The sequence below is a fragment of the Rhodococcus sp. P4_C10 genome, from assembly GCF_056402135.1.
In genome coordinates this window covers 128,652-151,051 of sequence record NZ_JBFUHZ010000014.1, presented here as the reverse complement: position 1 = coordinate 151,051, position 22,400 = coordinate 128,652, and the positions used below count along the sequence as shown (strand labels likewise).

Below are 22,400 nucleotides of genomic sequence, written 5' to 3'. Positions count from 1 at the left end.
CCGTGCCGCACATCATTTCGACCGTCAACGTCAACGGAATCCGAGCCGCAGCCACGAAGGGACTGCTGGAGTGGCTCAGCACCACCGAGGCCGACGTCGTCTGCCTGCAGGAGACCCGGGCCACCGACGCGCAGCTGGCCAAGTCGCTCGCGCCCGCGCTCGACGGCGGCTGGCACCTCGCCTCCGCCGAACCCTCCGCGAAGGGCCGCAACGGGGTGGCCGTGCTCTCCCGCCGGCGCGCCGACGAGGTGCGGATCGGCCACGGCGACGACGAGTTTGCCGACGTGGGCCGCTACCTCGAGGCCGACTTCGACGACCTGACCGTCGCCAGCCTCTACCTGCCGTCGGGTGAGGCGCAGACGCCGCGCCAGGAGGAGAAGGAGCGCTTCCTCGACTCGTTCGGCGCGCACCTCGCCGCGACGGCAGCCCAGGCGGAGCGGGACGGCAGGCACGTCGCGGTGTGTGGCGACTGGAACATCGCGCACACCGAACGGGACCTGAAGAACCACAAGGGCAACAAGAAGAACTCCGGGTTCCTCCCGCACGAGCGGGACTGGATGGGTTCGGTGTTCGGCGAGTTCGGCTGGGTGGACGTGATGCGCGGGCTGCACCCGGACGTGGACGGGCCGTACACGTGGTGGTCCTACCGCGGCAAGGCCTTCGACAACGACTCCGGCTGGCGCATCGACTACCAGGTGTGCACCCCCGCGCTCGCGGAGCTGGCCAAGGAGGCCGTCGTCGAGCGGGCCGCGGCCTACGACCAGCGCTGGTCCGACCACGCGCCGGTCACGGTCCAGTACCGGTGAGCCGGCTCGGGACCCGCTCCCGCGTCGTCGTCGGGGTGCTGCTGGCGGTCCTCGTCGCTGTCGCGACCTTCGTCTTCACCGGCCAAGGCGACGATTCCACGTCGGATTCGTTCGCGGTGTCGGAAGCAGTCGCGGCGAAGTCGAGCCAGGTGCAGGCCGGGTCGCCGTCGACGACGCCGCAACGACTGGCGGTCGGTGCCGACGGGTCGGTCACGAAAGTAGAGGTGCCACCGCAGACCGCCGGCCCCCGCGGGGTGGTCCCGGCCGCGATCACCGCGGCCGCGTTCGCGACGCTCGCCGAGATCGACGCCGGCGACTGGCCCGACTCGGCGAACGCGCCGGGCACCAAGGGCGGCGACCCCTGGCGTAACCGGGACCGGACGCTGCCCGCCAAGACCGGGTCGGGGGCTACTGTCAGCTACCGGGAGTGGGACGTCAACCCGAAGCGCCGCGGCGAGACGCGCGACGCGGAGCGGATCGTCACCGGCAGCGACGGCTCCGCCTGGTACACCGCCGACCACTACACCAGCTTCGTGAGGATGCGCTGATGACCACGGTGACCGGGTTCGTCTCCGCCCGTTCCGGGCCTGCGGTCGGCCTGCTCACCGCCTCCCCGCGGGCCGCGGACAACGTGGCATACGTGATGGCCGCCGCCGGCTACACCACCCGGGTGGTCCGTGGGCGGGCGATGGCGACAGTGTCCGCGGTGTTCGACGAGTTCGCGGCGGCGCTGCAGTTCCCGTACTACTTCGGGGCCAACAGGGACGCATTCGACGAGTGCCTGCGCGACGCCGCCGACTGGCTCGGGGACTCGCGCGGCCAGGTGGTCGTGGTCCGGGACGCCGGCGAGCTGCTCGCGGCCGAGCCCGACGAGCTGCGCTGGTTCGCCGAGGCCGTCGACGACCGCGCCGCGGACCGGACCGCGGCGGCGTTCCGGCTGATCCTGCAGGCGGACGAGGACGCCGGTGCGTCGTTGACCGGGAGGTGGGTCGCGGCCGGACACCGGCTGACCATGCTCGAGTCCTGACCGGCCCGGCGCCGACGGGGCGTGGCGGTGGGGCTCGGTCGGGACATGAAAGGATCGAGCGCATGTCGAGTTCCGAATCCTCTGCACCAGCGACTTCCGCGCCCACCGGCACCGCCGCCCGCCACCGAGTGCTCTCCGGCATCCAGCCGACCGCCGACTCGTTCCACCTCGGCAACTTCCTCGGTGCGCTGCAGCAGTGGGTGCTGCTGCAGGACGAGTTCGACGCCTTCTACTTCATCCCCGACCTGCATGCGATCACCGTCCCGCAGGACCCGAAGGAACTGCGCCGGCGCACCAAGATCGCCGCGGCCCAGCTGCTCGCGCTCGGCATCGACCCCGACCGGTCCACCCTGTTCGTGCAGAGCCAGGTCCCCGAGCACGCCCAGCTGGCGTGGGTGCTCAACTGCATCACCGGGTTCGGCGAGGCCAGCCGCATGACGCAGTTCAAGGACAAGTCCGCCAAGCAGGGCACCGAGGCCGCCACCGTCGGCCTGTTCACCTACCCGGTGCTGATGGCCGCCGACATCCTGCTCTACCGCCCCCACCGGGTGCCGGTCGGCGAGGACCAGCGTCAGCACCTGGAGATGGCGCGGGACCTGGCGCAGCGCTTCAACACCCGGTTCGGCAAGGCGTTCGTCGTCCCGGAGGCGCAGATCGTCAAGGGCACCTCGAAGATCTACGACCTGCAGGACCCGTCGTCGAAGATGAGCAAGTCCGGACCGTCGCCCGCCGGCCTGATCAACCTGCTCGACGACCCGAAGGTCTCGGCGAAGAAGATCAAGTCCGCGGTCACCGACAACGAGCGTGAGATCCGCTTCGACCGGGAGACCAAGCCGGGCGTGAGCAACCTGCTCACCATCCAGTCGGCGCTCTCGGGTCGCAGCATCGACGAGCTGGTGCTCGGTTACGAGGGCAAGGGCTACGGCGATCTCAAGTCCGACACCGCCGAGGTGCTGGTCGAGTTCGTGACGCCGCTGCGGGCCAAGGTCGAGGGCTACCTCGCGGACGAGGCGGAACTGGACCGGATCCTCGAGGCCGGCGCGGACCGCGCCCGCGAGGTGTCGGCCCGAACCCTCGCTACGGTGTACGACAAGGTCGGTTTCCTGCCCCAGAAGGCCTGACGGAAGAGGCTGAGCCATCGTGCCGGACGTGAAGGCATTTCTCGAGCGTCAACGGGCGGCACGGCCGTGGCTGGATCACCTGATCCGGGCGGGCGGGCGCTACCAGGACCAGAAGGGCGACTACTTCGCCGCTGGGATCACCTACTTCAGCGTGTTCGCGTTGTTCCCGCTGCTGATGGTGGGGTTCGCGGCGGCCGGTTTCATCCTGGTGCAGCACCCGGACTGGCTGGTGTCGATCCACGACGCGATCAGCAAGGCGATGCCCGGCAACCTGGGCGACCAGATCAACGAGTTGGTCACCGCGGCCATCGACGCCCGCGCCCGCGTCGGAGTGATCGGCCTGGTCGTCGCCGCGTACTCCGGGCTCGGCTGGATGGCGAACCTGCGTGAGGCGCTCAGCGCCATGTGGAACCAGCGGCACCCGGCGACCAACTTCGTGCGTACCAAGTTCAAGGACCTGGTCAAGCTGCTGGGCCTGTTCGGCATGCTGGCGGTGTCGGTGGGGCTGACGGTCATCGCCGACGGCGCCGTGACCGGGGCGGTGTTGACCTGGCTGGGCATCGACGACGTGGCCTGGGTGTCCGTCGTGGTCCAGGTGCTGACCTCGCTGCTGGCGGTGGTGGCGACGTGGGCGCTGTTCGTGTGGACGATCGCCCGGCTGCCGCGGGAGCCGGTGACCGTGCGCAGTGCGGCGGCCGCGGCGCTGTTCGCGTCGGTCGGCTTCGAGGTGTTCAAGCGGATCGGCGTCGTCTACCTGCAGGCGGTGACCAACTCGCCCGCCGGGGTGACGTTCGGGCCGATCATCGGCCTGCTGGTCTTCATCTACTTCACCGCCCGGCTGCTGCTACTGGCCACCGCCTGGGCGGCCACGGCGTCGGAGAACGAGGCGCTGGCCTTCGTGCCGCCGCCGGACCCCGTGGTCCTCGCGGTGAGCGCGCCGCCGGCCAGCGGCCCGACGCTGGCCGAGGCGGTGGCGCTGGTCGGCGTCGGTGCCGCGGCCACCCTCGGCCTCGGTGGGCTGCTGCGCCGTCGTCGCGAACGGGACTGAGTCAGCGGCGGCGACGCTGCAGCCGGTGCGCTGCGAGCAGCAGCACCCCGACGAGGACCGCGCCGACCAGCGTGACGGTGGTCCGTGAGATGTCGGTGTCCCCGGCGGTGCCGGGCCCGGCCGCGGACACCTCGCTGGCCGTCTGGGAGACCGTCGGCCGGGCGGCCACGGTGACCGGGGCCGCGCCGGAGGCAGTGGCGTTGCCGGGCTCCACCAGGACACCGACCTGGGCGCCGCGGGGCAGCGCGAATCCGTAGTCGAGCAGGCGGACGGCCTGCTCCCACGGCCGGATCGGGAGGACGTCGCCGGCCATCAGCGTCACCGCGAGCTTCCTGCCGTCCCGCTCGGCGCCGCCGACGAAGGTCTGCCTCGCGTCGTCGGTGTAGCCGGTCTTGCCGCCGAGCGCGCCGTCGTAGTTGTAGAGCAGCTTGTTGTCGTTGGCGAGGGTGAAGCCGGGGTGCTCGGGGTCGTCCGGCTTGGTCGGGTCCTTCGGGAAGCCGGGGAACGGCACGGTCTCGGTGCGGATCAGATCGGCAAAGGTGCTGTTGCGCATGGCCGCCCGGAAGACCACCGCGAGGTCGTAGGCGGAACTGGACATGCCGGGGCCGTCGAGCCCGGAAGGGGTGGCGGCGCGGGTGTCCAGCGCGCCGAGCGAGCGGGCCCGCTCGTTCATCTTGGCCACCGTCTCGTCGTCGCCGCCGAGCTGCGCGGCCAACGCGTGCGCGGCGTCGTTTCCGGACGCCATCACCAGGCCCTGCATCAGCTGCCGGTTCGTGTAGTGCCCGCCGCGGCCCAGGCCGACGGCGCTGCCCTCGGTGTTCGCGTCCTCCTCGGTGGCCACGACGGTGCGGTCCAGGTCGAGCTCGTCGAGGGCGACCAGTGCCAGCAGGATCTTGATGGTGCTGGCCGGTCGGTAGCGGCCGTGCGGGTCCTTCGCGGCGAGGACGGTGCCGGAGTCGAGGTCGGCGAGCACCCAGCCGGTGGCGGAGATGTCGACCGGCAGCGGGGGAGCGCCTGCGGGGGCGAGCACGCCGCACTCGCCGAGTCGGCCGCCGCCGACCGGGTCGGCAGGGACGGGAAGGGGCGAGGGCGCGGCCTTTCCGGGAGCCGGGACCTCGGAGAGGTCGATGGCCGGCGGCGGCGAACTGCGGTGCGGGCAGTCGTCGGTGTTCGGCGTGGCGTAGGGCGTCGTGGTGACGGTGCTGCTGCCGGGGGCCTCGGGCATCGGTTGGGCCGCCGCGGGGGCGCCGATCAGTGCGATCGAGGCCGCGGTGATCAGCGTGGCGAGAGATCGTCCGCGTGCAGTCATCGAGTAGGCAGGGTATCCGATGCCGTGCCGATTGCCGAGGCCGCAGGACCGGCGGCGTAGGCGGTCGCGACGGCGACGACCCAGTCGCGGTCGCTGAGGTGGTCCGGGGTACTGAGCCAAGCGGGGTCGATCAACTCCACCGCGGTGGCGGTGCGGTGCAGCCACTGTGCGACGGCGTCGGCGTGCTCGGACGGCGTGGCGGGCGGGGGTGTGTCGCCCGCTCGGACCAGGCCGCCGCCGGCGTGCAGGTAGAGGCCGTCGAGGATCTGCGAGATACGGTCGCTCGAGGTCAGGGCCGCGGTCGCGGACCGGTAGTCGGTGTCGAGGAGTTCGGGATGCGCGGTGGTCAGCATCGACCACAGGCCGAACGTGCGGCGCAGGTCCGACTTGGCCCGGAACCATGCCTCCACCATCACCGACGAGCAGCCGGCGCTGATCAGGACGATCGCGACCGACCACCACGGGTTGGAGAGTTCCAGGACCTGCGACGGCCCGGCCACCAGGGCCCGCAGGCTCGCCGCGGCGACGACGAGGGAGCCGGCGCAGAACAGGCCGATTGCGCGGCCCAGCGGGTTCCACCGACACTGCCGAGCGCCGGCGCCCACCGCGAACAGCATGGTCGCGGCCAGGTACAGGTCCGTCACCATGCTGTGACCCGCGTCGAGCAACTCGACGGCCGCCACCGCGAGCCCCGTGACGACGGCGCCGGCCGAGGGCAGCCACTGCGGCCAGGCGCTCACCCGGGGCAGGGAGACGGCGGCGATCAGGGCCGTCGCGGTGGCGAAGACGATCCAGGCCACCGTGAACGTGGTCTCGGCGGTGCCGAGACCGGTGGAGTCCAGCATGTCGATCATCGTGGGGGTGCGCACCGTCGCGGCCACCGTGACCGCGATCGCCGACAGCGCAATGGACACCCGGGCCAGGGACGGCGGGCGGACGGTGAGTCGACCGATTCGCGCGCCTACGGCCGCGGAGCAGATCAGCGCGATGACCCAGGTGATCATCCGAGGGCCTCGTCGTAGCAGAGCAACGGACGCCAGTTCTGGTCCTGCTCGAAGTGCCCGAGCCGCTGGAGCAGTCGCGCGGCGAAGGCCTCGGCCTCCCACTCGTGCAGCGCCTCGTGCGAGAGGGAGGCGGATGCCGCAGCCCGCTGGCTGAGCATGTACGCGATCAGGTCGTCGTCCGCGGCGAGGGTGGTCTCCGCGGTCTCGGCACCGGGATGGCGGAAGACGATGTGACCGATCTCGTGCGCGAGGGTGCGTTCGACGCTGGGCAGGCTGCGGGCGAGCACGATCTCGTCGCGGTCCGAGAATTCGCGACGCTGCCCCCAGACTCCCGGGCCGAGGTCCGCGAACTCGATCTGGATGGGACGGCGCCTGGTCTCGGCGAGCGCGGCGGCGATGTCCTCGATGGTCACCGCGTGGGTCTGCGCGGCCATGTCGAGCACGGCGTCGACCGCCGCGAAGACGCGGCGGTGCGAGCGGATCGGGCGGCTTCCCGACTCGATTCCGGGCATCAGAGTGGATCCAGGAACTCGGCGCGGGCCAGGTTGAGGCGGGTGCGGGTGGCCCGGGCACTGCGGAAGCTGGCGAAACCGGTGGCGCCCGCGGCGACCAGCACGGCGCTGACGCCTGCGGTGGCCGCGCCGACGTCACCACGGGGCAGGGCGGGAGCAGCGGAGAGCTCCGTCGCCTCGGTCTCGGTGGTGCTGGCCTGGTGCGGCGCGACGGCCGACGAGATGGACGACGGCGCGGTGCCGAGACGTGCGGTGAGCGCTTCGAGTCGGACGTCCGCGGGACGGGTTTCAGACGCCGGGTCGTCGGGCCGTGAGCCATCGGGCTGCGGTGCGTCGGGCCGTGCGTCGGCCGGTGACTGCGCGTCGGGCGCCGTCTCGGGGTGCCCGTCCGGCGACGGCGGGTCCTGGCCCGGGCCGCTCTGCCCCGCATCGTCGCCGGGCACGGCCGGCGCCTCGCTCTTGTCGGGCGGACTGGCCGGGTTGCCGGCAGAGGGCTTGGTGGAGGTCGTGGGCTTGACCGAGGTGGTCGGCTTGGCGGAGGAAGTGGGCTTGGCCGACGACGTGGGCTTGACGGAGGTCGTGGGCTTGGCCGACGTCGTGGGCTTCGGCGAGGTCGTAGGCCTTGTCGCCGAAGTTGTCGGAGCGACTGACGTGGTGGGTGCGACCGTGGTGGTCGGCGGGACCGACGTGGTGGGTGCGACCGTGGTGGTCGGCGGGACCGACGTGGTGGGTGCGACCGTGGTGGTGGGTGCGACGGTGGTGGTGGGTGCGACCGACGTGGTGGTCGGTGCGACCGTGGTCGGCGGGACCGACGTGGTGGGTGCGACGGTGGTGGTCGGCGGGACCGTCGTAGTGGGCCTGACCGAGGTGGTCGGATTACCGCCACCGCAGTGATCGTGGTGGTGGTGGTGGTGGTGGTGGCGGCGATCGTGATCGTCGTCGTGATCGTCGTCATCGTGGTCGCCAGGCCGGCCGCAGTCGGGCCGTCCACCGCCGTGTTTGTCTCCGGATTTGCTGACCTCGGCGGCCGCCTCGTCGGAGTGCGCCGGCGCTGCGGCAGACTGCGCAATCACGAACGCCGGCAGGACCACGGTGGTGGACATGAGCAGGCCGACGGCAAATGCGCGTCGGGCAGCCCGACCACGGCGTCTCGTCGTCACGATTTCAATCCCCCATCGCAAATTCTCGAACACCGTACGCGAAAGGGGCCGGGTGAGATTCACCCGGCCCCTTCGGCTATTCGGTGGAGTCCGGGGGAGTGGCCGGTAGGCCCTCGCTGCGCCGGAGTTTCTCGGCCATCGCGGTCAGTAGTTCCTGGGACTCGGAGGACAGGTCGAATGCCCGGGCCGAGAGCCGGCGCAGTCCGTAACCCCGAAGCTGCGCAAGCAATTCCAAGTCGTGGTCGATGCGCGCTGCGTAGATGTCGTCGAAGAAGTAGTCGGACTTGACCTTGAAGAACTGCGCGAGCGCCGCGACCGTCTCCGGCGACGGGTTGGTCCGCTGGCCGTTGCGCAGCTGCGAGATGTAAGGCTTCGAAATTCGATGCCCGGCCGCGTTGAGTGACTCGGCAACCTCGGTGTTTGTGTGTGGTTTCCGTCCGGCCGGGTGCACGGTCTCGAAGAGTTTGTTCAGTCGAGATGCGAAGTCTGACTCCATTGCCGTGGTCCCCGGTCCCTTCGTGAGTGCGACCTCTGGCCGAGGGCGCATCGTTCGTACATATAAGGGTAACCGATTGGTAGCCGACTGGACATCGGAAAAGGCACGGTTCTCGTTACATGAGAACCGTGCCTTTTCTTGTTACATACCAGATGTTGAGATTCGAACTACCGGGCGCTGTGCCGTAGTTCGCGGCTTGCCGCTTCGCTACCGCGCGCTGTGCTGTAGTTCGCGGCTTGCCGCTTCGCTATCGCGCGAAGAGCAGCGCGCGCTTGACTTCCTGGATCGCCTTCGTCACCTGGATGCCGCGGGGGCACGCGTCGGTGCAGTTGAAGGTCGTGCGGCAGCGCCACACGCCTTCCTTGTCGTTCAGGATGTCCAGACGCTCGGCGGCGCCCTCGTCACGGCTGTCGAAGATGAACCGGTGTGCGTTCACGATCGCGGCCGGGCCGAAGTAGCTTCCGTCGCTCCAGTACACCGGGCACGAGGTGGTGCAGCACGCGCACAGGATGCACTTGGTGGTGTCGTCGAACCGGGCGCGGTCGGCCTGCGACTGGATCCGCTCGCGGGTCGGCTCGTTGCCGGTGGTCATGAGGAACGGCTTCACGGCGCGGAACGCGTCGAAGAAGGGCTCCATGTCGACCACGAGGTCCTTCTCCACCGGCAGGCCCTTGATCGGCTCGATGGTGATGGTGACCGGCTTGCCGTCCTTGGGCAGCATGTCCTTCATCAGGATCTTGCAGGCCAGGCGGTTGACACCGTTGATCCGCATCGCGTCCGAGCCGCACACGCCGTGTGCGCAGGAGCGACGGAACGTCAGGGTGCCGTCCAGGTAGCCCTTCACGTACAGCAGCAGGTTCAGCATGCGGTCGGTCGGCAGGGCCGGGACCTGGAAGCTCTCCCAGCGCTGGCCCTCGCCGTCCTCCGGGTTGAACCGGGCGATCTTGAGGGTGACCATGACGGCGCCCTCGGGCACGGGCGGCAGGGCGGGTGCGTCTTTGTCTACAACGGGTGCGGACATCAGTACTTACGCTCCATCGGCTCGTAGCGGGTCTGGACTACCGGCTTGTAGTCGAGACGGATGTCGGAGAGCAGGCCGTCGCCCTCCTTGTATGCCATCGTGTGCTGCATGTACTCGGCGTCGTTGCGATCCGGGAAGTCCTCGCGGGCATGGCCGCCACGCGATTCCTTGCGGTTGAGCGCGCCGACGACCGTGACCTCGGCCATCTCCAAGAGGAAGCCGAGCTCGACGGCCTCGAGCAGGTCGCTGTTGTAGCGCTTGCCCTTGTCCTGCACGGTGATGTGGTTGTACCGCTCCTTGAGGGCGCGGACGTCCTTGAGCGCGTTGGTCAGCGTGGTCTCGGTGCGGAACACGGACGCGTTGTTGTCCATGGTCTGCTGCAGCTCGGTGCGGATGTCCGCGACGCGCTCGTGACCGTGGTCGGAGAGGATGACCTCGAGCCACTCCTCGACCATCTTCGCCGGGTTCTCCGGCAGCGGCACGAAGTCGGTTTTCTCGGCGTGCTCCGCGGCGGCGATGCCGGCGCGGCGACCGAAGACGTTGATGTCGAGCAGCGAGTTGGTGCCGAGACGGTTCGCGCCGTGCACGGAGACACAGGCGCACTCGCCGGCGGCGTACAGGCCGGGGACGATGTCCTCGTTGTTGCGCAGCACCTCACCGCGGATCTTGGTGGGGATGCCGCCCATCACGTAGTGGCAGGTGGGGTACACGGGGACCAGCTCGGTCACCGGGTCGACACCCAGGTAGGTACGTGCGAACTCGGTGATGTCGGGGAGCTTCTCCTCGAGCACCTCCTCGCCGAGGTGGGTCACGTCGATGTAGACGTAGTCCTTGTTCGGGCCGGCGCCGCGGCCCTCGAGCACCTCGAGCACCATGGAACGAGCCACGATGTCGCGGGGCGCGAGGTCCTTGATGGTGGGGGCGTAGCGCTCCATGAACCGCTCGCCGTCGGCGTTGCGGAGGATTCCGCCCTCGCCACGCACGGCCTCCGAGATCAGGATGCCGAGGCCGGCGAGTCCTGTCGGATGGAACTGGTGGAACTCCATGTCCTCCAGGGGCAGGCCCTTGCGGAAGATGATGCCCATGCCGTCACCGGTGAGGGTGTGGGCGTTGGACGTCGTCTTGTACATCCGGCCCGAGCCGCCGGTGGCGAACACGATGGACTTGGCGTGGAAGACGTGGATCTCGCCGGTGGAGAGCTCGTAGGCGATGACACCGGTCGCGACCGGGCCGTCCTCGGTCTCGGTCAGCGCCAGGTCGAGGGCGTAGAACTCGTTGAAGAACTCGACGTCGTGCTTGACGCAGTTCTGGTAGAGCGTCTGCAGGATCATGTGACCGGTGCGGTCCGCGGCGTAACAGGCCCGGCGGACCGGGGCCTTGCCGTGGTCGCGGGTGTGACCACCGAAACGACGCTGGTCGATCTTGCCCTCGGGGGTGCGGTTGAAGGGAAGACCCATCTTCTCCAGGTCCAGCACCGCGTCGATGGCCTCCTTGGCCATGATCTCGACGGCGTCCTGGTCGGCGAGGTAGTCGCCGCCCTTGACGGTGTCGAAGGTGTGCCACTCCCAGTTGTCTTCCTCCACGTTCGCCAGTGCGGCGCACATGCCGCCCTGGGCCGCGCCGGTGTGGCTACGGGTGGGGTAGAGCTTGGTCAGGACCGCGGTGCGGGCGCGGGGGCCGGACTCGATGGCTGCGCGCATCCCGGCGCCGCCGGCGCCGACGATGACGACGTCGTAACGATGTTCCTGCATGAAGTTTCTGCTCCCCTAGGCCGTGATGTTGGGGTCGAAGGTGAAGATGACGTAGGTGCCGAGAGCCATGATCAGGATCATGGACACCACGAGGATCGTGTTCAGCCAGAAGCGCGTCGAGTCCTTGCGCGAGTAGTCCGCGATCACCGTGCGCAGTCCGTTACCGCCGTGCAGCTGGGCGAGCCAGAGCATGGAGAGGTCCCACATCTGCCAGAACGGGCTGGACCAGCGGCCGGCCACGAACGCGAAGTTGATCCGGTGCACACCCTCGTCGACCATCAGCATGATGAACAGGTGGCCGAGGACGAGCACGATCAGCGCGAGGCCGGACAGGCGCATGAACAACCAGGCGTAGAGCTCGAAGTTGTTCTTGGACTCGCGACGCGGCGAGCGCGGGCTGTCCAGGCTGGCGGGACGGTCGTAGGACGTGCCGAGTGATTTGGCTTCAGTCATGTCAGTGCCCCGCAAACATGTTGTAGAAGATGCGCGCCGCGCCGGGAATCATGACCACGAACCAGATCGCGATGATGATCCAGAGCATCGGGCGCTGGTACTGCGGACCCTTCGACCAGAAGTCGACGAGCATCACGCGGACGCCGTTGAGCGCGTGGTAGAGCACCATCGCGACCAGGGCGAGCTCCATGAGCCCGACGAGCGGGTTCTTGTAGGTCTCGATGACCTTGTCGTAGGTGTCCGGATTGACTCGCACCAGTGCGGTGTCGAGCACGTGGACAAAGAGAAAGAAGAATGTCGCGACGCCCGTGATCCGGTGTAGAACCCAAGACCACATTCCGGGGTCGCCCCGGTATAGCGACCGTGTGCGCTCCTTTGCCGGAGCGGCTTCAGTCGTGCTACTCATCGAGTGCTGTGCCTCCAACGTCATTGATGGACGCGTCGCACCCCTAGTGGCTGTTTCTGGGGACGACCCTGGAGTTTTCAGCCTTGGCGCGACGAGAACCTGAACCGACTCCCTGCACTGTAATCCTCTGCCAATGTGGGAACTAATTTGACGGGCGGTTCGTACGAGCGAATCGGACGCATCTTAGGTTTGCCTGCCCGAAGGTTCTGGAGCCGCCCGGGCGATCTTCTGCATCCATTCAGTTGGCGTGCCAGGATGGTCAACCGTGACGGAAATCGACTGGAATGCGTTGCGGTACAAGGCGGATCAGGCGATGGGGGGTGCCTATGCGCCCTATTCGCGGTTCCCGGTGGGGGCGGCGGCACTGGTCGACGACGGCCGAATTGTGGTCGGGTGCAATGTGGAAAATGTCTCATACGGCCTGAGCCTGTGCGCCGAATGTGGACTCGTCAGTAACTTGCACACTACCGGTGGCGGACGGTTACGGGCGTTCACCTGCCGGGACGCCTCGGGCCACATCCTGATGCCGTGCGGCAGGTGCCGGCAGTTGCTGCTCGAGCACGGCGGATCCGCGCTGTTGGTCGACACCCCCACGGGCGCTGTATCTCTCGCGGATCTGCTGCCCTCGGCGTTCGGCCCGGAGGACCTCGGCCGGGTACGGGGGCCGCAGTCGTGATCGATGCGATCTCGGTCATCACCGCCAAGCGCGACGGCCGCGAGCTCACCGACCGGCAGATCGACTGGCTGATCGACGCCTACACCCGCGGCGAGGTCGCGGACGAGCAGATGTCGGCCCTGGCCATGGCCATCGTCTTCCGCGGGCTGTCCCGTGCCGAGACCGCCCGCTGGACTGCGGCCATGATCGCCTCCGGACGGCGGATGGACCTGTCCTCGCTGCCCTTGCCCACCGTCGACAAGCATTCCACCGGCGGGGTGGGGGACAAGATCACCCTGCCGCTCGCCCCGTTGGTCGCCGCCTGTGGCGCCGCGGTGCCGCAGCTCTCCGGCCGGGGCCTCGGCCACACCGGTGGCACGCTCGACAAGCTCGAGTCGATCCCCGGCTGGCGGGCCGAGCTGACGGGCGGGGAGATCCTCGAGATTCTCGCGAATCCCGAGGTCGGGGCCGTGGTCTGCGCCGCCGGGGAGGGCCTGGCGCCCGCGGACCGCAAGCTCTACGCGCTGCGCGACGTCACCGGCACCGTCGAGTCCGTCCCGCTGCTGGCCAGCTCGATCATGAGCAAGAAGATCGCCGAGGGTGCCGGGGCGCTGGTCCTGGACGTGAAGGTGGGGGCGGGAGCCTTCATGAAGACGCTGGCGGGGGCCCGGGAACTCGCCACCGTGATGGTCGAGCTCGGCGTGGACGCCGGGGTGCGCACCGTTGCGCTGCTCACCGCGATGGACAACCCGCTCGGGTACACCGCGGGCAACGCGCTCGAGGTGGCCGAGTCGGTGGAGGTGCTCGCGGGCGGCGGGCCGTCCGACGTGGTGGAGCTGACCCTGACCCTGGCCGGGGAGATGCTCGCGGCGGCCGGCCTGCATGCGGCCGACCCGGCGGCGGCGCTGCGCGACGGGCGGGCGATGGACCGCTGGCGGGCGATGGTGCGGGCCCAGGGCGGCGACCCGGCCGCGCCGCTGCCGCGTGCGCGGGAGAGCGAGGTGGTGTCCGCGACCTGCTCCGGCGTCGTGACCGGGCTGGATGCGATGGCCGTCGGGATCGCGGCCCGGGTCCTCGGGGCCGGCCGGCTGCGTCAGGGGGAACCCGTGCAGGCCGGCGCCGGCGTGCGCTGGCACGTCCGGCCGGGGGACTCGGTGCGGGTGGGGCAGCCGCTGATGACCCTGTACACCGACGACCCGTCACGGCTCGGGGCCGCGCGCACCGCGTTGGACGGGGCCTGCTCGGTCGGCGACACGTACGTTCCGGCGCCACTGGTCATCGAACGGATCGGACCCGAGCACGCTAGCGTCGGGTCATGAGCACCTTTCCGCTCGACCTTCCCTCACTGCGGACCGCGCCGAAGGCGCTTCTGCACGACCACCTCGACGGCGGGCTGCGTCCGGCGACGGTGCTCGAACTCGCGCACGACTGCGGGTACGACGGTCTGCCGGCGGACGACGCCGCGAGCCTCGCCGGGTGGTTCGCCGACGCCGCGGGCAGCGGTTCGCTCGTGCGCTACCTGGAGACCTTCGAGCACACCGTCGCGGTCATGCAGACCCCGGCGGGCCTGGCGCGGGTGGCGCGGGAGTGCGCGCTCGACCTGGCCGCGGACTCGGTGGTCTACGCGGAGGTCCGGTTCGCGCCGGAGCAGCACCTCGAGCGGGGACTCACCCTCGACGAGGTGGTGCACCACACCCTGACGGGCTTCGAGGAGGGCGTCGCGATGGCCCGGGACCTCGGCAAGGAGATCCGGATCGGGTGCCTGCTCACCGCGATGCGGCACGCGGCCCGGTCCCGGGAGATCGCGGAGCTGGCGGTGCGGTTCCGGGACCGCGGCGTGGTGGGATTCGACATCGCGGGCGCCGAGGCCGGGCACCCGCCGAGCCGGCACCTCGACGCATTCGAGCACATGCGGGCGAACAACGCGCACTTCACAATTCACGCGGGTGAGGCGTTCGGGCTGCCGTCGATTCACGAGGCCATCGCGTTCTGCGGTGCGGACCGGCTCGGTCACGGGGTGCGGATCACCGACGACATCACGGTGTCGTCGGACGGCGCCGCGAGCCTGGGCCGGCTCGCGAACTACGTGCGGGACAAGAGGATTCCACTGGAACTGTGCCCGAGTTCGAACGTCCAGACCGGGGCGGTGGCCAGTCTCGACAAGCACCCGTTCGACCTGCTGGCCCGGCTGCGTTTCCGGGTCACCGTCAACACGGACAACCGGTTGATGAGCGCGACCAGTATGAGCGAGGAGATGCTCAAGCTGGTCCAGACGTTCGGCTACGGATGGTCCGACCTGGAACGGTTCACCATCAACGCCATCAAGTCGGCGTTCATCCCGTTCCCGGACCGGCTGCGGCTGATCGACGAGGTGGTCAAGCCGGGCTATGCGGTGCTGATCGGCTGACCGGTGTCGAGGCCGGCCGCTGGTCAGTCGGTGCGCAGCCGGGCCTCGAACTCACGCTCGAGGGCGCGCCAGGCCTCGGCCTCCGCGTGGTACGGCGCGGACGGCGCCAGCCGGGTGGGGTCCGGGTTGAGCGTGTACGAGACGTACCAGCCCAACGGGGTGGAGGCGGCGAGCGCCGCCTCGGTGCTCGGGTCCTTCGCGTACTCCGCGGCGTCGGTGAACAACTCGACCGCCAGGTCCAGCTGGTCGACGTCCACGGCCTGCGGACCCGCGGCCAGGTCGTCGACCAGGCCGGGCAGCACGTAGATGTTCTCGTCCGTCACCTCGACCTCGAGTGCGCCGTCGACGGCCGCGGCCTGCACGTCCGAGTAGGTGCTCACCCTCGCGAGGTCGTGGTCGTGGTTGTCGGCGAGGTACCGGGCCAGTGCGCGCTCCGAGGTGAACACCTGGATCCGCCCGGCCCGGCCGAGGAAGACCGGCTCGTCGCCGAGATAGCAGCGCAGGGTGTAGTAGGTCTCCGCGGCGGTGATGATCTTGATCGGGTCGATGCCGACCGACGTCCAGAACGTTTCCTCTTCCGCCGCAAGGGCAATCGGATCCGTGGTGTCGTCGTCGAGGTCGAGCGTCATGAACTCGAGGTCCTCGTCGGACTCGTCGTCGCCCGCCGCGTCGTCGGCGTCGACGGTGTTCTCCTCGGCGGCCAGGATCTCCGCCTCGGCCTCCGCGACCGCGGCTGCGTCGACCGCCGGCGTGGCGACCACGGCGTCGATCGCGTCCAGCACGTCGTCCCAGCCGTCGGCCAGGGCGGCGCCGACCTTCGCCCACAGCTGCTCGCCCTCACGGTCCTCGAACGTGCCGGGCGCGCCCGGCAGCGCACCGAGGAGGGGGTGCGAGCTGAAGAACCGGGTGACGACGTCGAGGTCGCAGACGTCCCCGAGGCTCTGGGCCATCTCGAGGGTCTCCGCGAGCTTGGTCAGGACGTCCGGGTCCGGATCCTCGGCCGCCAGTTCCGGCGCCCCGATCAGGTCGTAGACTTTCGCCTCGTCCGGCTCGAGTTCGGCGGCGGAGAGCGCGACGACCGTCGCCCACGACGGATGCTCGACCAGGTCGTGCTCCGAGTTGCCGCGGACGAACGCGGCGAGTTCGGCGGCCGACTCGAACGCGTAGAGGTCCTCCTCGTGACCGAGGAACGCTTCCCACTCGTCGTCGCCCTCCCGCCAGCGCGGAGCCCACAGAGTAACGAGGTCTCCGTCGGTCAGACCGAGCTGAATCGGGACGATGTCTCCTGCCATGGCGGGAAGCCTAGTAGGTGAACACGTCGTGAAGCGATGCCAGGATCCGATCTCGTTGCGAGGAGACCACATCCGCGGCGCGGGCAGCGGTCTCCGTGACGGCCCGGCCCAGGTCAGGGGCGTCGACTCGGTCGAGTGACTCGGAGATCCACAGCCCCGTCATGCCGCCGTTCTCGTCCACCTCGACGCTCACCACGCCGGAGCCGTGGGTGGCCCGGGCCCGCAGGCCGCCCAGCAGGTGCAGCGCCGTCTCGAGTGATTCGAGCCGGCCGGCGGCGGCGGACACGACCCGGTCCATCTCGGCCCCGCTCACAACGGCCGCAGCCAACTGGTCGGGGCGGGCCGGTCGGCGTCCGCGGTGCGCTCGGCCTCGGCCAGTGCGGCACGGGTGGGCAGGCCGAGGGCGTCGAGGACGTCGGGGGGCACGCCGGCGTCGGCGAGTTCGGTGCGCCGCCGGGCCCTCGCCTCGGCGGTGGCGAGGCGGCCGACCTCGAGGATGGTCGCGGCGAGGCGGCCGCCGCCGTACCGCAGTTCGCGGGGGTCGAGGCGTACCTGCAGCGGCAGGCCACGGTCGCTGCAGCGCACCGTGACGGTGCCGGCCGGGTTGTGCGCCGTCGCCGTCGCGACGTGGGGCAGCAGGAGCGGAGCCTGCGGAGCGACCGGAGGCTGCAGGAGCGGAGCCTGCGGAGCGACCGGCGACTGGTCGGCGCTCACGTCGTGGGCCGGTAGAAGCCGTGGAAGCCCATGCCGATGTTCTCGGTACGCACGGAACTGACCTGCACCGGGTCTCCTGCCTCCACCATCTGGCCGCCACCGATCACCATCGCCACGTGCCCGTCCCACACGGCGAGGTCGCCGGGCATCAGCTCGGACTGGTCGACCGCGATCCCGATGTCCTGTTCCTGCGCGAGCCTGGGCAGTTGCACCCCGGCCTCGCCGTATGCCCACTGGGTCAGGCCGGAGCAGTCCAGACCCTGCCCCGGGGTGGTGCCGCCCCACACGTACGGCACGCCCTGCTGGCTCAGCGCGTTGCGCACGGCGTCGGCGGCCTGCTGGTTCGGGGCCATCGCCGTGGTGCCGTCCGGCAGGAACACCTCGACGCCGCCGCCGCTGCCGCCGCTGCTGCCCGCGGACCCGCTGCCAGAGCTGCCGAAACCGGACCTCGCGGGCATCGGGGCGCCGCCGGCGAATCCGGGGTAGGCGTCACCGGGGGCGGCTGCCGCGTTCGCGAAGCTGCGACCGAAGCCGCTGAACGCGTCACCGCGCTGCTGCAGACCGGCGGTGTCCACCGTGGGGCCGGCGCCGGACGGCCGGACCGCGGCCGTGACGGTGCCGGGATCGGCCGGGTCCACGCCCGGCTCGGGCGCGGTCAGCGCGGTCATCGCCCCGGTGTGTGCGGTCAGCTCCGCCCGCACCCGCGCGACCACGGCGAGGCCACGGGAGAGGTGGTCGATCGCGGCCGCGATGATCATCACCTGGCCGGCAGGCGTGGTGAGCGCCGGACCGGCGGCCGTCGCCACCGACACGAACGACTGCACCACGGCCTCGAGTTCGGCGACGCCGGTGTTCACGTCCCGCGACGCCGCGGTGAGGACACCGGCGATCTCCTGGCCGCGGTCCGAGAGCTGCACCTGCTGCACCTGCGTCTGCTCCGCCTTCGCCGCCGCGGCCTCCGCGGCGGCGCCCGACCACACGCCGCCGAGTTCGGCGAGGCCACGACTGGCGACGGCGTAGGCGGCGTCGAGCGCCACCGAGGCGACCCGCAGTGCGTCCGCCGGGCCGTCGGGCGGCATCACCCCGGTGCCGAAGGTCTCGAGCAGGTCGAGCAGGGGCCGGGCCAGGACGTCGACGCCGAGCATGCTCAGGCCTCCAGCCCGGCGCCGGTGGCGCCCAGCGCGGCCGCGACGCCCTGGTCGGCCGCGTCGTACGCGTCGGCGGTGGCCGATGCGGCGCCGCCCATGCTGTCGAGGACCCCGGCCAGCGCGCCGAGCGCGCGCACGTGTCCGCCCTGCGCGGCCGCGAAGGCCGCCACGAAGTCGGCGCCGATCAGGCCGAATGCCGGACCGAGCAGGGCCGGTCCGGCCGCCGCGGCCCCCACCGCTGCGCCCTGCACCCGTGTGGCCATCGCTCCCGCCGCGGCGCCGAAGCCGCGGATGCCGTCCGTCGCCGCCGAAAACTCGTTCATCTCGGTTCCCCCCCCGGGCTGAATGAAGTGTCCTGTCATCGGGTTGGACGGTTCCTGCCCCGCACCGGTTCCCCTCGACGCATATTGTTGGCGGCATGGAGACGCAACTCGTCGATCATCCGCTGGCGGCCGCGCTGTTGACCACGATGCGTGACGCCCGCAGCGACAACCCCACCTTCCGGTCCGCGCTGCGTCAGCTCACCCAGATGCTCATCTACGAGGCCATCCGGGACGCCGAGATCGAGGTCTTCGACGTGCAGACCCCGGTGGCGACGACCCGCGGGGTGCGGTTGGCCAAGCCGCCGCTGCTGGTGCCGGTGCTCCGCGCCGGACTCGGCATGGTCGAGCAGGCCAGTTCGCTTATCCCGCAGTCGCAGGTCGGGTTCGTCGGCATGGCCCGCGACGAGCGGACCCACGAGCCGGTGCCGTACCTCGAGTCGCTGCCGGACGACCTGTCCGGTATCCCGGTCTACGTCCTGGACCCGATGCTGGCCACCGGCGGTTCGATGGTGCACACCATCGAACTGCTCGTTGCCCGCGGAGCCACCGACATCACCGCGGTCTGCGTGGTCACCGCACCGCAGGGTGTTGCGGCGCTGGAGAACTCGGGGTTCCCGGTCCGGTTGGTCGCCGCCGCCGTCGACGAGGGCCTGAACGAGGACGCGTTCATCGTCCCCGGGCTCGGCGATGCCGGGGACCGGCAGTTCGGCCCCCGCTGGATCTGAGGTCCTGACCGCTCAGCGTGACCAGTACTCGATCGCGGGCTCCTGCGAGAGGGCGTTCCCCCAGCGGCTGACGGTCAGCCCGTTCGGGGACACGAAGTAGGCGTAGCTGCCGGTGCGCGCGACGAAGCCGTCGCCGGCGGCCGCCGCGCCGCCCACCTCGAGCGGGGCGCCGTCGCGCAGTCGCAGCGCCCGGTAGTAGCGACCACCGTCGTCGGCCTCGCAGATCACCGCGCGCGACTTCTCGGTCCGCACCACGGCCACCGCGGGATGGCCGGACCGGCAACTGGCGGCCGCGAACCCGAGGAAGCCCTGCGCGTCGGTGCCGTCCACCGTGGGTGCCGCGAGGGCCGGGGCGGGCTGTGTCTCGACGGGCGGCGCCTCGACGGGCGGCGCCTCGACGGGCGGCGCCGGGGGCTCGGCCGGAGGTGCCGGCGGCACGGGAGCCGCGGGCACCGTGATGTAGACGGTGCTCGGCGGTGCGGCGACGACCGGGGAAACCGCGACGGTGGCCCGCTCCGGGTCGGGCATCCAGATCATGGCTGCCGCGACGATCCCGGCCGCCGCGAGCAGGCCCACGGCGAACGCCCCGATCAGCATCGGCGCCTTGTGGTGCCGGGGCGCGGGCGGGTGCGGGGGGTCGGGGTGCACTGCCGCGTCGAGCAGCATCGGGTCCTCGTTCATCGCCACGAAGTGTAGGGACCGGTCACAACCCGAGGGCGACTTCGGTCAGCGCACGCAGGCGGGCGGCGGCGCCGGCGCGGCCGCGCGGCAGGTCGGCGTGGTTCGAGACCGCTTCGACGACCTCGAAATAGCACTTGACTTTCGGCTCGGTTCCCGACGGGCGTACCACCATTCGGGTGCGGCTGCCCTGCAGCACCACCGCGTCGGTCCGCGCCTGGCCCCGCCGGTCGAGGAGGTCGTCGGCGGTCACCGCGTCGCCGGCCAGTTCGGTCGGTGGTGCCGCCCGGAATCGCTCCATCATCGCGGTGATCTCTTCGAGCCGCTCCACCCGGTGCGAGACCTGCACGGTGGCGTGCACCCCGAACTGCACGGCGAGTGCGTCCAGTCGGTCGAGCAGGGTGTGGCCCTGGGCCTTCCCGTCGGCCGCGAGGTCGGCGACGACCACCGCCGCGGAGATGCCGTCCTTGTCGCGCACCGCGTCGGGGTCGACGCAGTGCCCGATCGCCTCCTCGTATGCGTACACCAGACCCGGCCCCGAGCGCACCAGCCACTTGAACCCGGTCAACGTCTGCGCGAACCGAGCGCCGTGGGCCGCCGCGATCTTCGACAGCAGTTGAGACGACACGATGGTGGTGGCGACGAGGGGGTTCGAGCCGGTGTCCTGCACGCCGATCAGGTACTGGCCCAGCAGGGCGCCGGTCTCGTCGCCGGAGAGCATCCGCCAGCCGTCGGGCCCGGGCACGCCGACCGCACACCTGTCGGCGTCGGGGTCGAGCGCGATCGCGAGGTCCGCGTCCACCCGCTCCGCCAGTGCGAGCAGCGCATCGGTGGCCCCCGGTTCCTCGGGGTTCGGGAAGTCGACGGTGGGGAAGTCCGGGTCCGGCTCGAATTGTTCTGTGACGGTGTGCAGGTCGGTGTATCCGGCCGCGGTGAGCGCGGCGACCACGGTCTCGCCGCCCACCCCGTGCAACGGCGTCAGCGCGATTCGCAGTCGTCGCGCCGTGCCACGGGGGAGCGACGCCACCCGGGCGAGGTACTCGGTGAGCAGCGCGTCGTCGGCGGGTTCGACCGGCAGGCGAGGCACCTCCGAAGCGGGACCGATCGACGCGACGGCGCGCTCGATCTCCCGGTCGGCCGGCGAGACCAGTTGCGCCCCGCCGTCGAGGTACACCTTGTACCCGTTGTCGGTCGCCGGGTTGTGCGACGCGGTGATCTGCACCCCGGCCTGCGCGCCGAGGCGACGGACCGCGAAGGCCAGCACCGGTGTGGGCAGCGGCCGGGGCAGCAGGACCACGGAGAAGCCGGCAGCCGCGAGCACCTCCGCCGCGGCCTCTGCGAACTCCGCGGACCCGTGGCGGGCATCGCGCCCGACCACCACGACGCTGCCGCCGAGGCAGCGGCCCTGCAGCCAGGCGGCCAGGCCGGCGGTGGTGCGGGTGACGGTCTCGACGTTCATCCCACCGGGCCCGGGGCGCAGCGGGCCGCGCAGCCCGGCGGTGCCGAAGGCCAGCGGGGCCTCGTCGGTCGGTGCGGCCTCGTCGGTCACAGTGCGGCCACCACGGATCGCAGCAGGGCGCCGACCGCCGCGGCGGAGGCGGCGCCCGCCGCGAGCACCTCGGTGTGGTCGAGCGGCTGGCCGGTGATCCCGGCGGCCATGTTGGTCACCAGGGACAGCCCCAGCACCCGGGCGCCGACCGCGCGGGCGGCGATCGTCTCGTGGACCGTCGACATGCCGACCAGGTCCGCACCCAGGGTGCGCAGCATCCGGATCTCGGCGGGCGTCTCGTAGTGCGGTCCGGGCAGGCCCGCGTACACGCCCTCGGTGAGGGAAGGGTCGACGCGGCGGGCCAGCGCCCGTAGGCCGGGGGAGTAGGCGTCGACCATGTTCACGAACTCGGCGCCCGTCAGCGGCGACCGGCCGGTCAGGTTGAGGTGGTCGGCGATCAGCACCGGCTGCCCGACCTCCAGGTCCGGCCGGATCCCGCCGGCGGCGTTGGTCAGGATCACCGTGCCCGCGCCCGCCGCGCATGCGGTGCGCACCGGGTGCACCACCCGGGACAGGTCGTGGCCCTCGTAGGCGTGGGTGCGCCCGAGCAGGAGCAACACGGGGGTGTCGCCGACGCGGACCGAGCGGATCTGGCCGGTGTGCCCGGCCGCGGACGGCGCGGCGAAGCCCGGCAGTTCCGCCATCGGCACCGTGGCGACCGGTTCGCCGAACGCGTCGGCGGCCTCCTGCCAGCCGGATCCGAGCACGATCGCGATGTCGTGCCTCGGGGCTCCGGTGCGTTCGCCGATGACGCGCGCGGCCTGCTGTTCGAGATTGCCCATGACCGGACACAGT

Annotated in this window: 27 protein-coding genes; 10 read left to right on the top strand and 17 right to left on the bottom strand. The window is 70.9% G+C overall.

All coding sequences use genetic code 11. From position 1 onward, the window contains the following. Window positions 1-2 precede the first annotated feature (2 nt). The 5 genes from AC1DWC_RS12310 (at window position 3) to yhjD (ending at window position 4,002) form a co-directional block, all read left to right on the top strand. Window positions 3-806, top strand: a complete 804-nt coding sequence (locus AC1DWC_RS12310) for an exodeoxyribonuclease III (protein ID WP_477908384.1) — start codon at window positions 3-5, stop codon at window positions 804-806. Beyond that, the gene (locus AC1DWC_RS12305; RefSeq protein ID WP_477908383.1) at window positions 803-1,354 is read left to right on the top strand and encodes a ribonuclease domain-containing protein; all 552 of its coding nucleotides are present in this window, start codon (window positions 803-805) and stop codon (window positions 1,352-1,354) included. Before AC1DWC_RS12310 ends, AC1DWC_RS12305 begins: the two co-directional genes overlap by 4 nt. Continuing rightward, window positions 1,354-1,833, top strand: a complete 480-nt coding sequence (locus AC1DWC_RS12300) for a barstar family protein (RefSeq protein ID WP_477908381.1) — start codon at window positions 1,354-1,356, stop codon at window positions 1,831-1,833. Before AC1DWC_RS12305 ends, AC1DWC_RS12300 begins: the two co-directional genes overlap by 1 nt. Window positions 1,834-1,895: 62 nt before the next feature. Beyond that, on the top strand, window positions 1,896-2,954 hold the full coding sequence (gene trpS / locus AC1DWC_RS12295; RefSeq protein ID WP_477908379.1) for a tryptophan--tRNA ligase: 1,059 nt from the start codon (window positions 1,896-1,898) through the stop codon (window positions 2,952-2,954). A gap of 19 nt (window positions 2,955-2,973) precedes the next feature. Further along, on the top strand, window positions 2,974-4,002 hold the full coding sequence (yhjD, locus tag AC1DWC_RS12290; RefSeq protein ID WP_477908377.1) for an inner membrane protein YhjD: 1,029 nt from the start codon (window positions 2,974-2,976) through the stop codon (window positions 4,000-4,002). A gap of 1 nt (window position 4,003) precedes the next feature. Here yhjD and AC1DWC_RS12285 read toward each other — a convergent pair whose 3' ends face one another. Genes AC1DWC_RS12285 through AC1DWC_RS12270 form a run of 4 tightly spaced genes read right to left on the bottom strand, consistent with a single transcriptional unit; the run spans window position 4,004 to window position 7,270 of the window. Further along, the gene (locus AC1DWC_RS12285; protein WP_477908375.1) at window positions 4,004-5,311 is read right to left on the bottom strand and encodes a D-alanyl-D-alanine carboxypeptidase family protein; all 1,308 of its coding nucleotides are present in this window, start codon (window positions 5,309-5,311) and stop codon (window positions 4,004-4,006) included. Beyond that, complete coding sequence (locus tag AC1DWC_RS12280; RefSeq protein WP_477908373.1) at window positions 5,308-6,315, bottom strand: hypothetical protein; 1,008 nt, start codon at window positions 6,313-6,315, stop codon at window positions 5,308-5,310. The genes AC1DWC_RS12285 and AC1DWC_RS12280 overlap by 4 nt, the downstream gene beginning before the upstream one ends. Then, entirely contained in the window at window positions 6,312-6,827 is a 516-nt protein-coding gene (locus AC1DWC_RS12275) for an ImmA/IrrE family metallo-endopeptidase (protein WP_477908371.1), read from the bottom strand. The genes AC1DWC_RS12280 and AC1DWC_RS12275 overlap by 4 nt, the downstream gene beginning before the upstream one ends. After that, window positions 6,827-7,270, bottom strand: coding sequence for a hypothetical protein (locus AC1DWC_RS12270; RefSeq protein WP_477908369.1), 444 nt, complete (start codon window positions 7,268-7,270; stop codon window positions 6,827-6,829). The genes AC1DWC_RS12275 and AC1DWC_RS12270 overlap by 1 nt, the downstream gene beginning before the upstream one ends. Before the next feature lie 37 nt (window positions 7,271-7,307). Between AC1DWC_RS12270 and AC1DWC_RS12265 the strand changes: the two genes are divergently transcribed. After that, window positions 7,308-7,721: a hypothetical protein gene (locus tag AC1DWC_RS12265; protein ID WP_477908367.1), complete on the top strand. Its 414-nt coding sequence runs from the start codon at window positions 7,308-7,310 to the stop codon at window positions 7,719-7,721. A gap of 342 nt (window positions 7,722-8,063) precedes the next feature. Here the strand turns inward: AC1DWC_RS12265 and AC1DWC_RS12260 are convergent, their stop codons facing one another. The 5 genes from AC1DWC_RS12260 to sdhC all read right to left on the bottom strand — a co-directional run bounded on the left by AC1DWC_RS12260 (window position 8,064) and on the right by sdhC (window position 12,114). Beyond that, on the bottom strand, window positions 8,064-8,483 hold the full coding sequence (locus AC1DWC_RS12260) for a helix-turn-helix domain-containing protein (protein ID WP_072843700.1): 420 nt from the start codon (window positions 8,481-8,483) through the stop codon (window positions 8,064-8,066). A gap of 247 nt (window positions 8,484-8,730) precedes the next feature. After that, window positions 8,731-9,504 carry a succinate dehydrogenase iron-sulfur subunit gene (locus AC1DWC_RS12255; RefSeq protein ID WP_072843699.1) on the bottom strand — a complete coding sequence of 258 codons (774 nt, stop codon included), beginning with the start codon at window positions 9,502-9,504 and terminating at the stop codon, window positions 8,731-8,733. Further along, the gene (sdhA, locus tag AC1DWC_RS12250) at window positions 9,504-11,255 is read right to left on the bottom strand and encodes a succinate dehydrogenase flavoprotein subunit (protein ID WP_477908365.1); all 1,752 of its coding nucleotides are present in this window, start codon (window positions 11,253-11,255) and stop codon (window positions 9,504-9,506) included. The genes AC1DWC_RS12255 and sdhA overlap by 1 nt, the downstream gene beginning before the upstream one ends. Window positions 11,256-11,270: 15 nt before the next feature. Beyond that, window positions 11,271-11,708: a succinate dehydrogenase hydrophobic membrane anchor subunit gene (locus AC1DWC_RS12245; protein ID WP_072843697.1), complete on the bottom strand. Its 438-nt coding sequence runs from the start codon at window positions 11,706-11,708 to the stop codon at window positions 11,271-11,273. A 1-nt stretch (window position 11,709) separates the two neighbouring features. Then, window positions 11,710-12,114 carry a succinate dehydrogenase, cytochrome b556 subunit gene (gene sdhC, locus AC1DWC_RS12240; RefSeq protein WP_072843696.1) on the bottom strand — a complete coding sequence of 135 codons (405 nt, stop codon included), beginning with the start codon at window positions 12,112-12,114 and terminating at the stop codon, window positions 11,710-11,712. 265 nt (window positions 12,115-12,379) lie between these two features. Here sdhC and AC1DWC_RS12235 point away from each other — a divergent pair, with 265 nt between their 5' ends. From AC1DWC_RS12235 to AC1DWC_RS12225, 3 genes are read left to right on the top strand one after another with little or no spacing between them, the layout of a single operon-like run. Continuing rightward, window positions 12,380-12,790, top strand: coding sequence for a cytidine deaminase (locus AC1DWC_RS12235; protein ID WP_072843695.1), 411 nt, complete (start codon window positions 12,380-12,382; stop codon window positions 12,788-12,790). Beyond that, entirely contained in the window at window positions 12,787-14,088 is a 1,302-nt protein-coding gene (locus AC1DWC_RS12230) for a thymidine phosphorylase (RefSeq protein WP_477908363.1), read from the top strand. Before AC1DWC_RS12235 ends, AC1DWC_RS12230 begins: the two co-directional genes overlap by 4 nt. Further along, window positions 14,085-15,176, top strand: a complete 1,092-nt coding sequence (locus AC1DWC_RS12225) for an adenosine deaminase (protein ID WP_477908361.1) — start codon at window positions 14,085-14,087, stop codon at window positions 15,174-15,176. Before AC1DWC_RS12230 ends, AC1DWC_RS12225 begins: the two co-directional genes overlap by 4 nt. A 23-nt stretch (window positions 15,177-15,199) precedes the next feature. Here the strand turns inward: AC1DWC_RS12225 and AC1DWC_RS12220 are convergent, their stop codons facing one another. The 5 genes from AC1DWC_RS12220 to AC1DWC_RS12200 are packed head-to-tail and all read right to left on the bottom strand — an operon-like array spanning window position 15,200 to window position 18,653. Further along, entirely contained in the window at window positions 15,200-16,468 is a 1,269-nt protein-coding gene (locus tag AC1DWC_RS12220) for a primosomal protein (protein WP_477908360.1), read from the bottom strand. Between the two features lie 10 nt (window positions 16,469-16,478). Further along, the gene (locus AC1DWC_RS12215; protein ID WP_477908358.1) at window positions 16,479-16,754 is read right to left on the bottom strand and encodes a hypothetical protein; all 276 of its coding nucleotides are present in this window, start codon (window positions 16,752-16,754) and stop codon (window positions 16,479-16,481) included. A gap of 23 nt (window positions 16,755-16,777) precedes the next feature. Further along, window positions 16,778-17,182 (bottom strand): hypothetical protein, encoded by a 405-nt coding sequence (locus tag AC1DWC_RS12210; protein ID WP_477908356.1) that lies wholly within the window; start codon window positions 17,180-17,182, stop codon window positions 16,778-16,780. Beyond that, window positions 17,179-18,327, bottom strand: coding sequence for a C40 family peptidase (locus AC1DWC_RS12205; RefSeq protein ID WP_477908354.1), 1,149 nt, complete (start codon window positions 18,325-18,327; stop codon window positions 17,179-17,181). Before AC1DWC_RS12205 ends, AC1DWC_RS12210 begins: the two co-directional genes overlap by 4 nt. A 2-nt stretch (window positions 18,328-18,329) precedes the next feature. Further along, entirely contained in the window at window positions 18,330-18,653 is a 324-nt protein-coding gene (locus AC1DWC_RS12200; protein WP_477908352.1) for a type VII secretion target, read from the bottom strand. A gap of 95 nt (window positions 18,654-18,748) precedes the next feature. Here AC1DWC_RS12200 and upp point away from each other — a divergent pair, with 95 nt between their 5' ends. Beyond that, window positions 18,749-19,378 (top strand): uracil phosphoribosyltransferase, encoded by a 630-nt coding sequence (gene upp / locus AC1DWC_RS12195; protein ID WP_477908350.1) that lies wholly within the window; start codon window positions 18,749-18,751, stop codon window positions 19,376-19,378. A gap of 12 nt (window positions 19,379-19,390) precedes the next feature. On the opposite strand, the gene AC1DWC_RS12190 is transcribed toward upp, so the two are convergent. Genes AC1DWC_RS12190 through AC1DWC_RS12180 form a run of 3 tightly spaced genes read right to left on the bottom strand, consistent with a single transcriptional unit; the run spans window position 19,391 to window position 22,387 of the window. After that, window positions 19,391-20,059, bottom strand: a complete 669-nt coding sequence (locus tag AC1DWC_RS12190) for a hypothetical protein (RefSeq protein ID WP_477908348.1) — start codon at window positions 20,057-20,059, stop codon at window positions 19,391-19,393. 22 nt (window positions 20,060-20,081) lie between these two features. After that, on the bottom strand, window positions 20,082-21,605 hold the full coding sequence (locus AC1DWC_RS12185; protein WP_477908346.1) for a phospho-sugar mutase: 1,524 nt from the start codon (window positions 21,603-21,605) through the stop codon (window positions 20,082-20,084). Beyond that, window positions 21,602-22,387, bottom strand: a complete 786-nt coding sequence (locus AC1DWC_RS12180) for a purine-nucleoside phosphorylase (RefSeq protein ID WP_477841576.1) — start codon at window positions 22,385-22,387, stop codon at window positions 21,602-21,604. The genes AC1DWC_RS12185 and AC1DWC_RS12180 overlap by 4 nt, the downstream gene beginning before the upstream one ends. Between the last annotated feature and the right edge of the window lie 13 nt (window positions 22,388-22,400).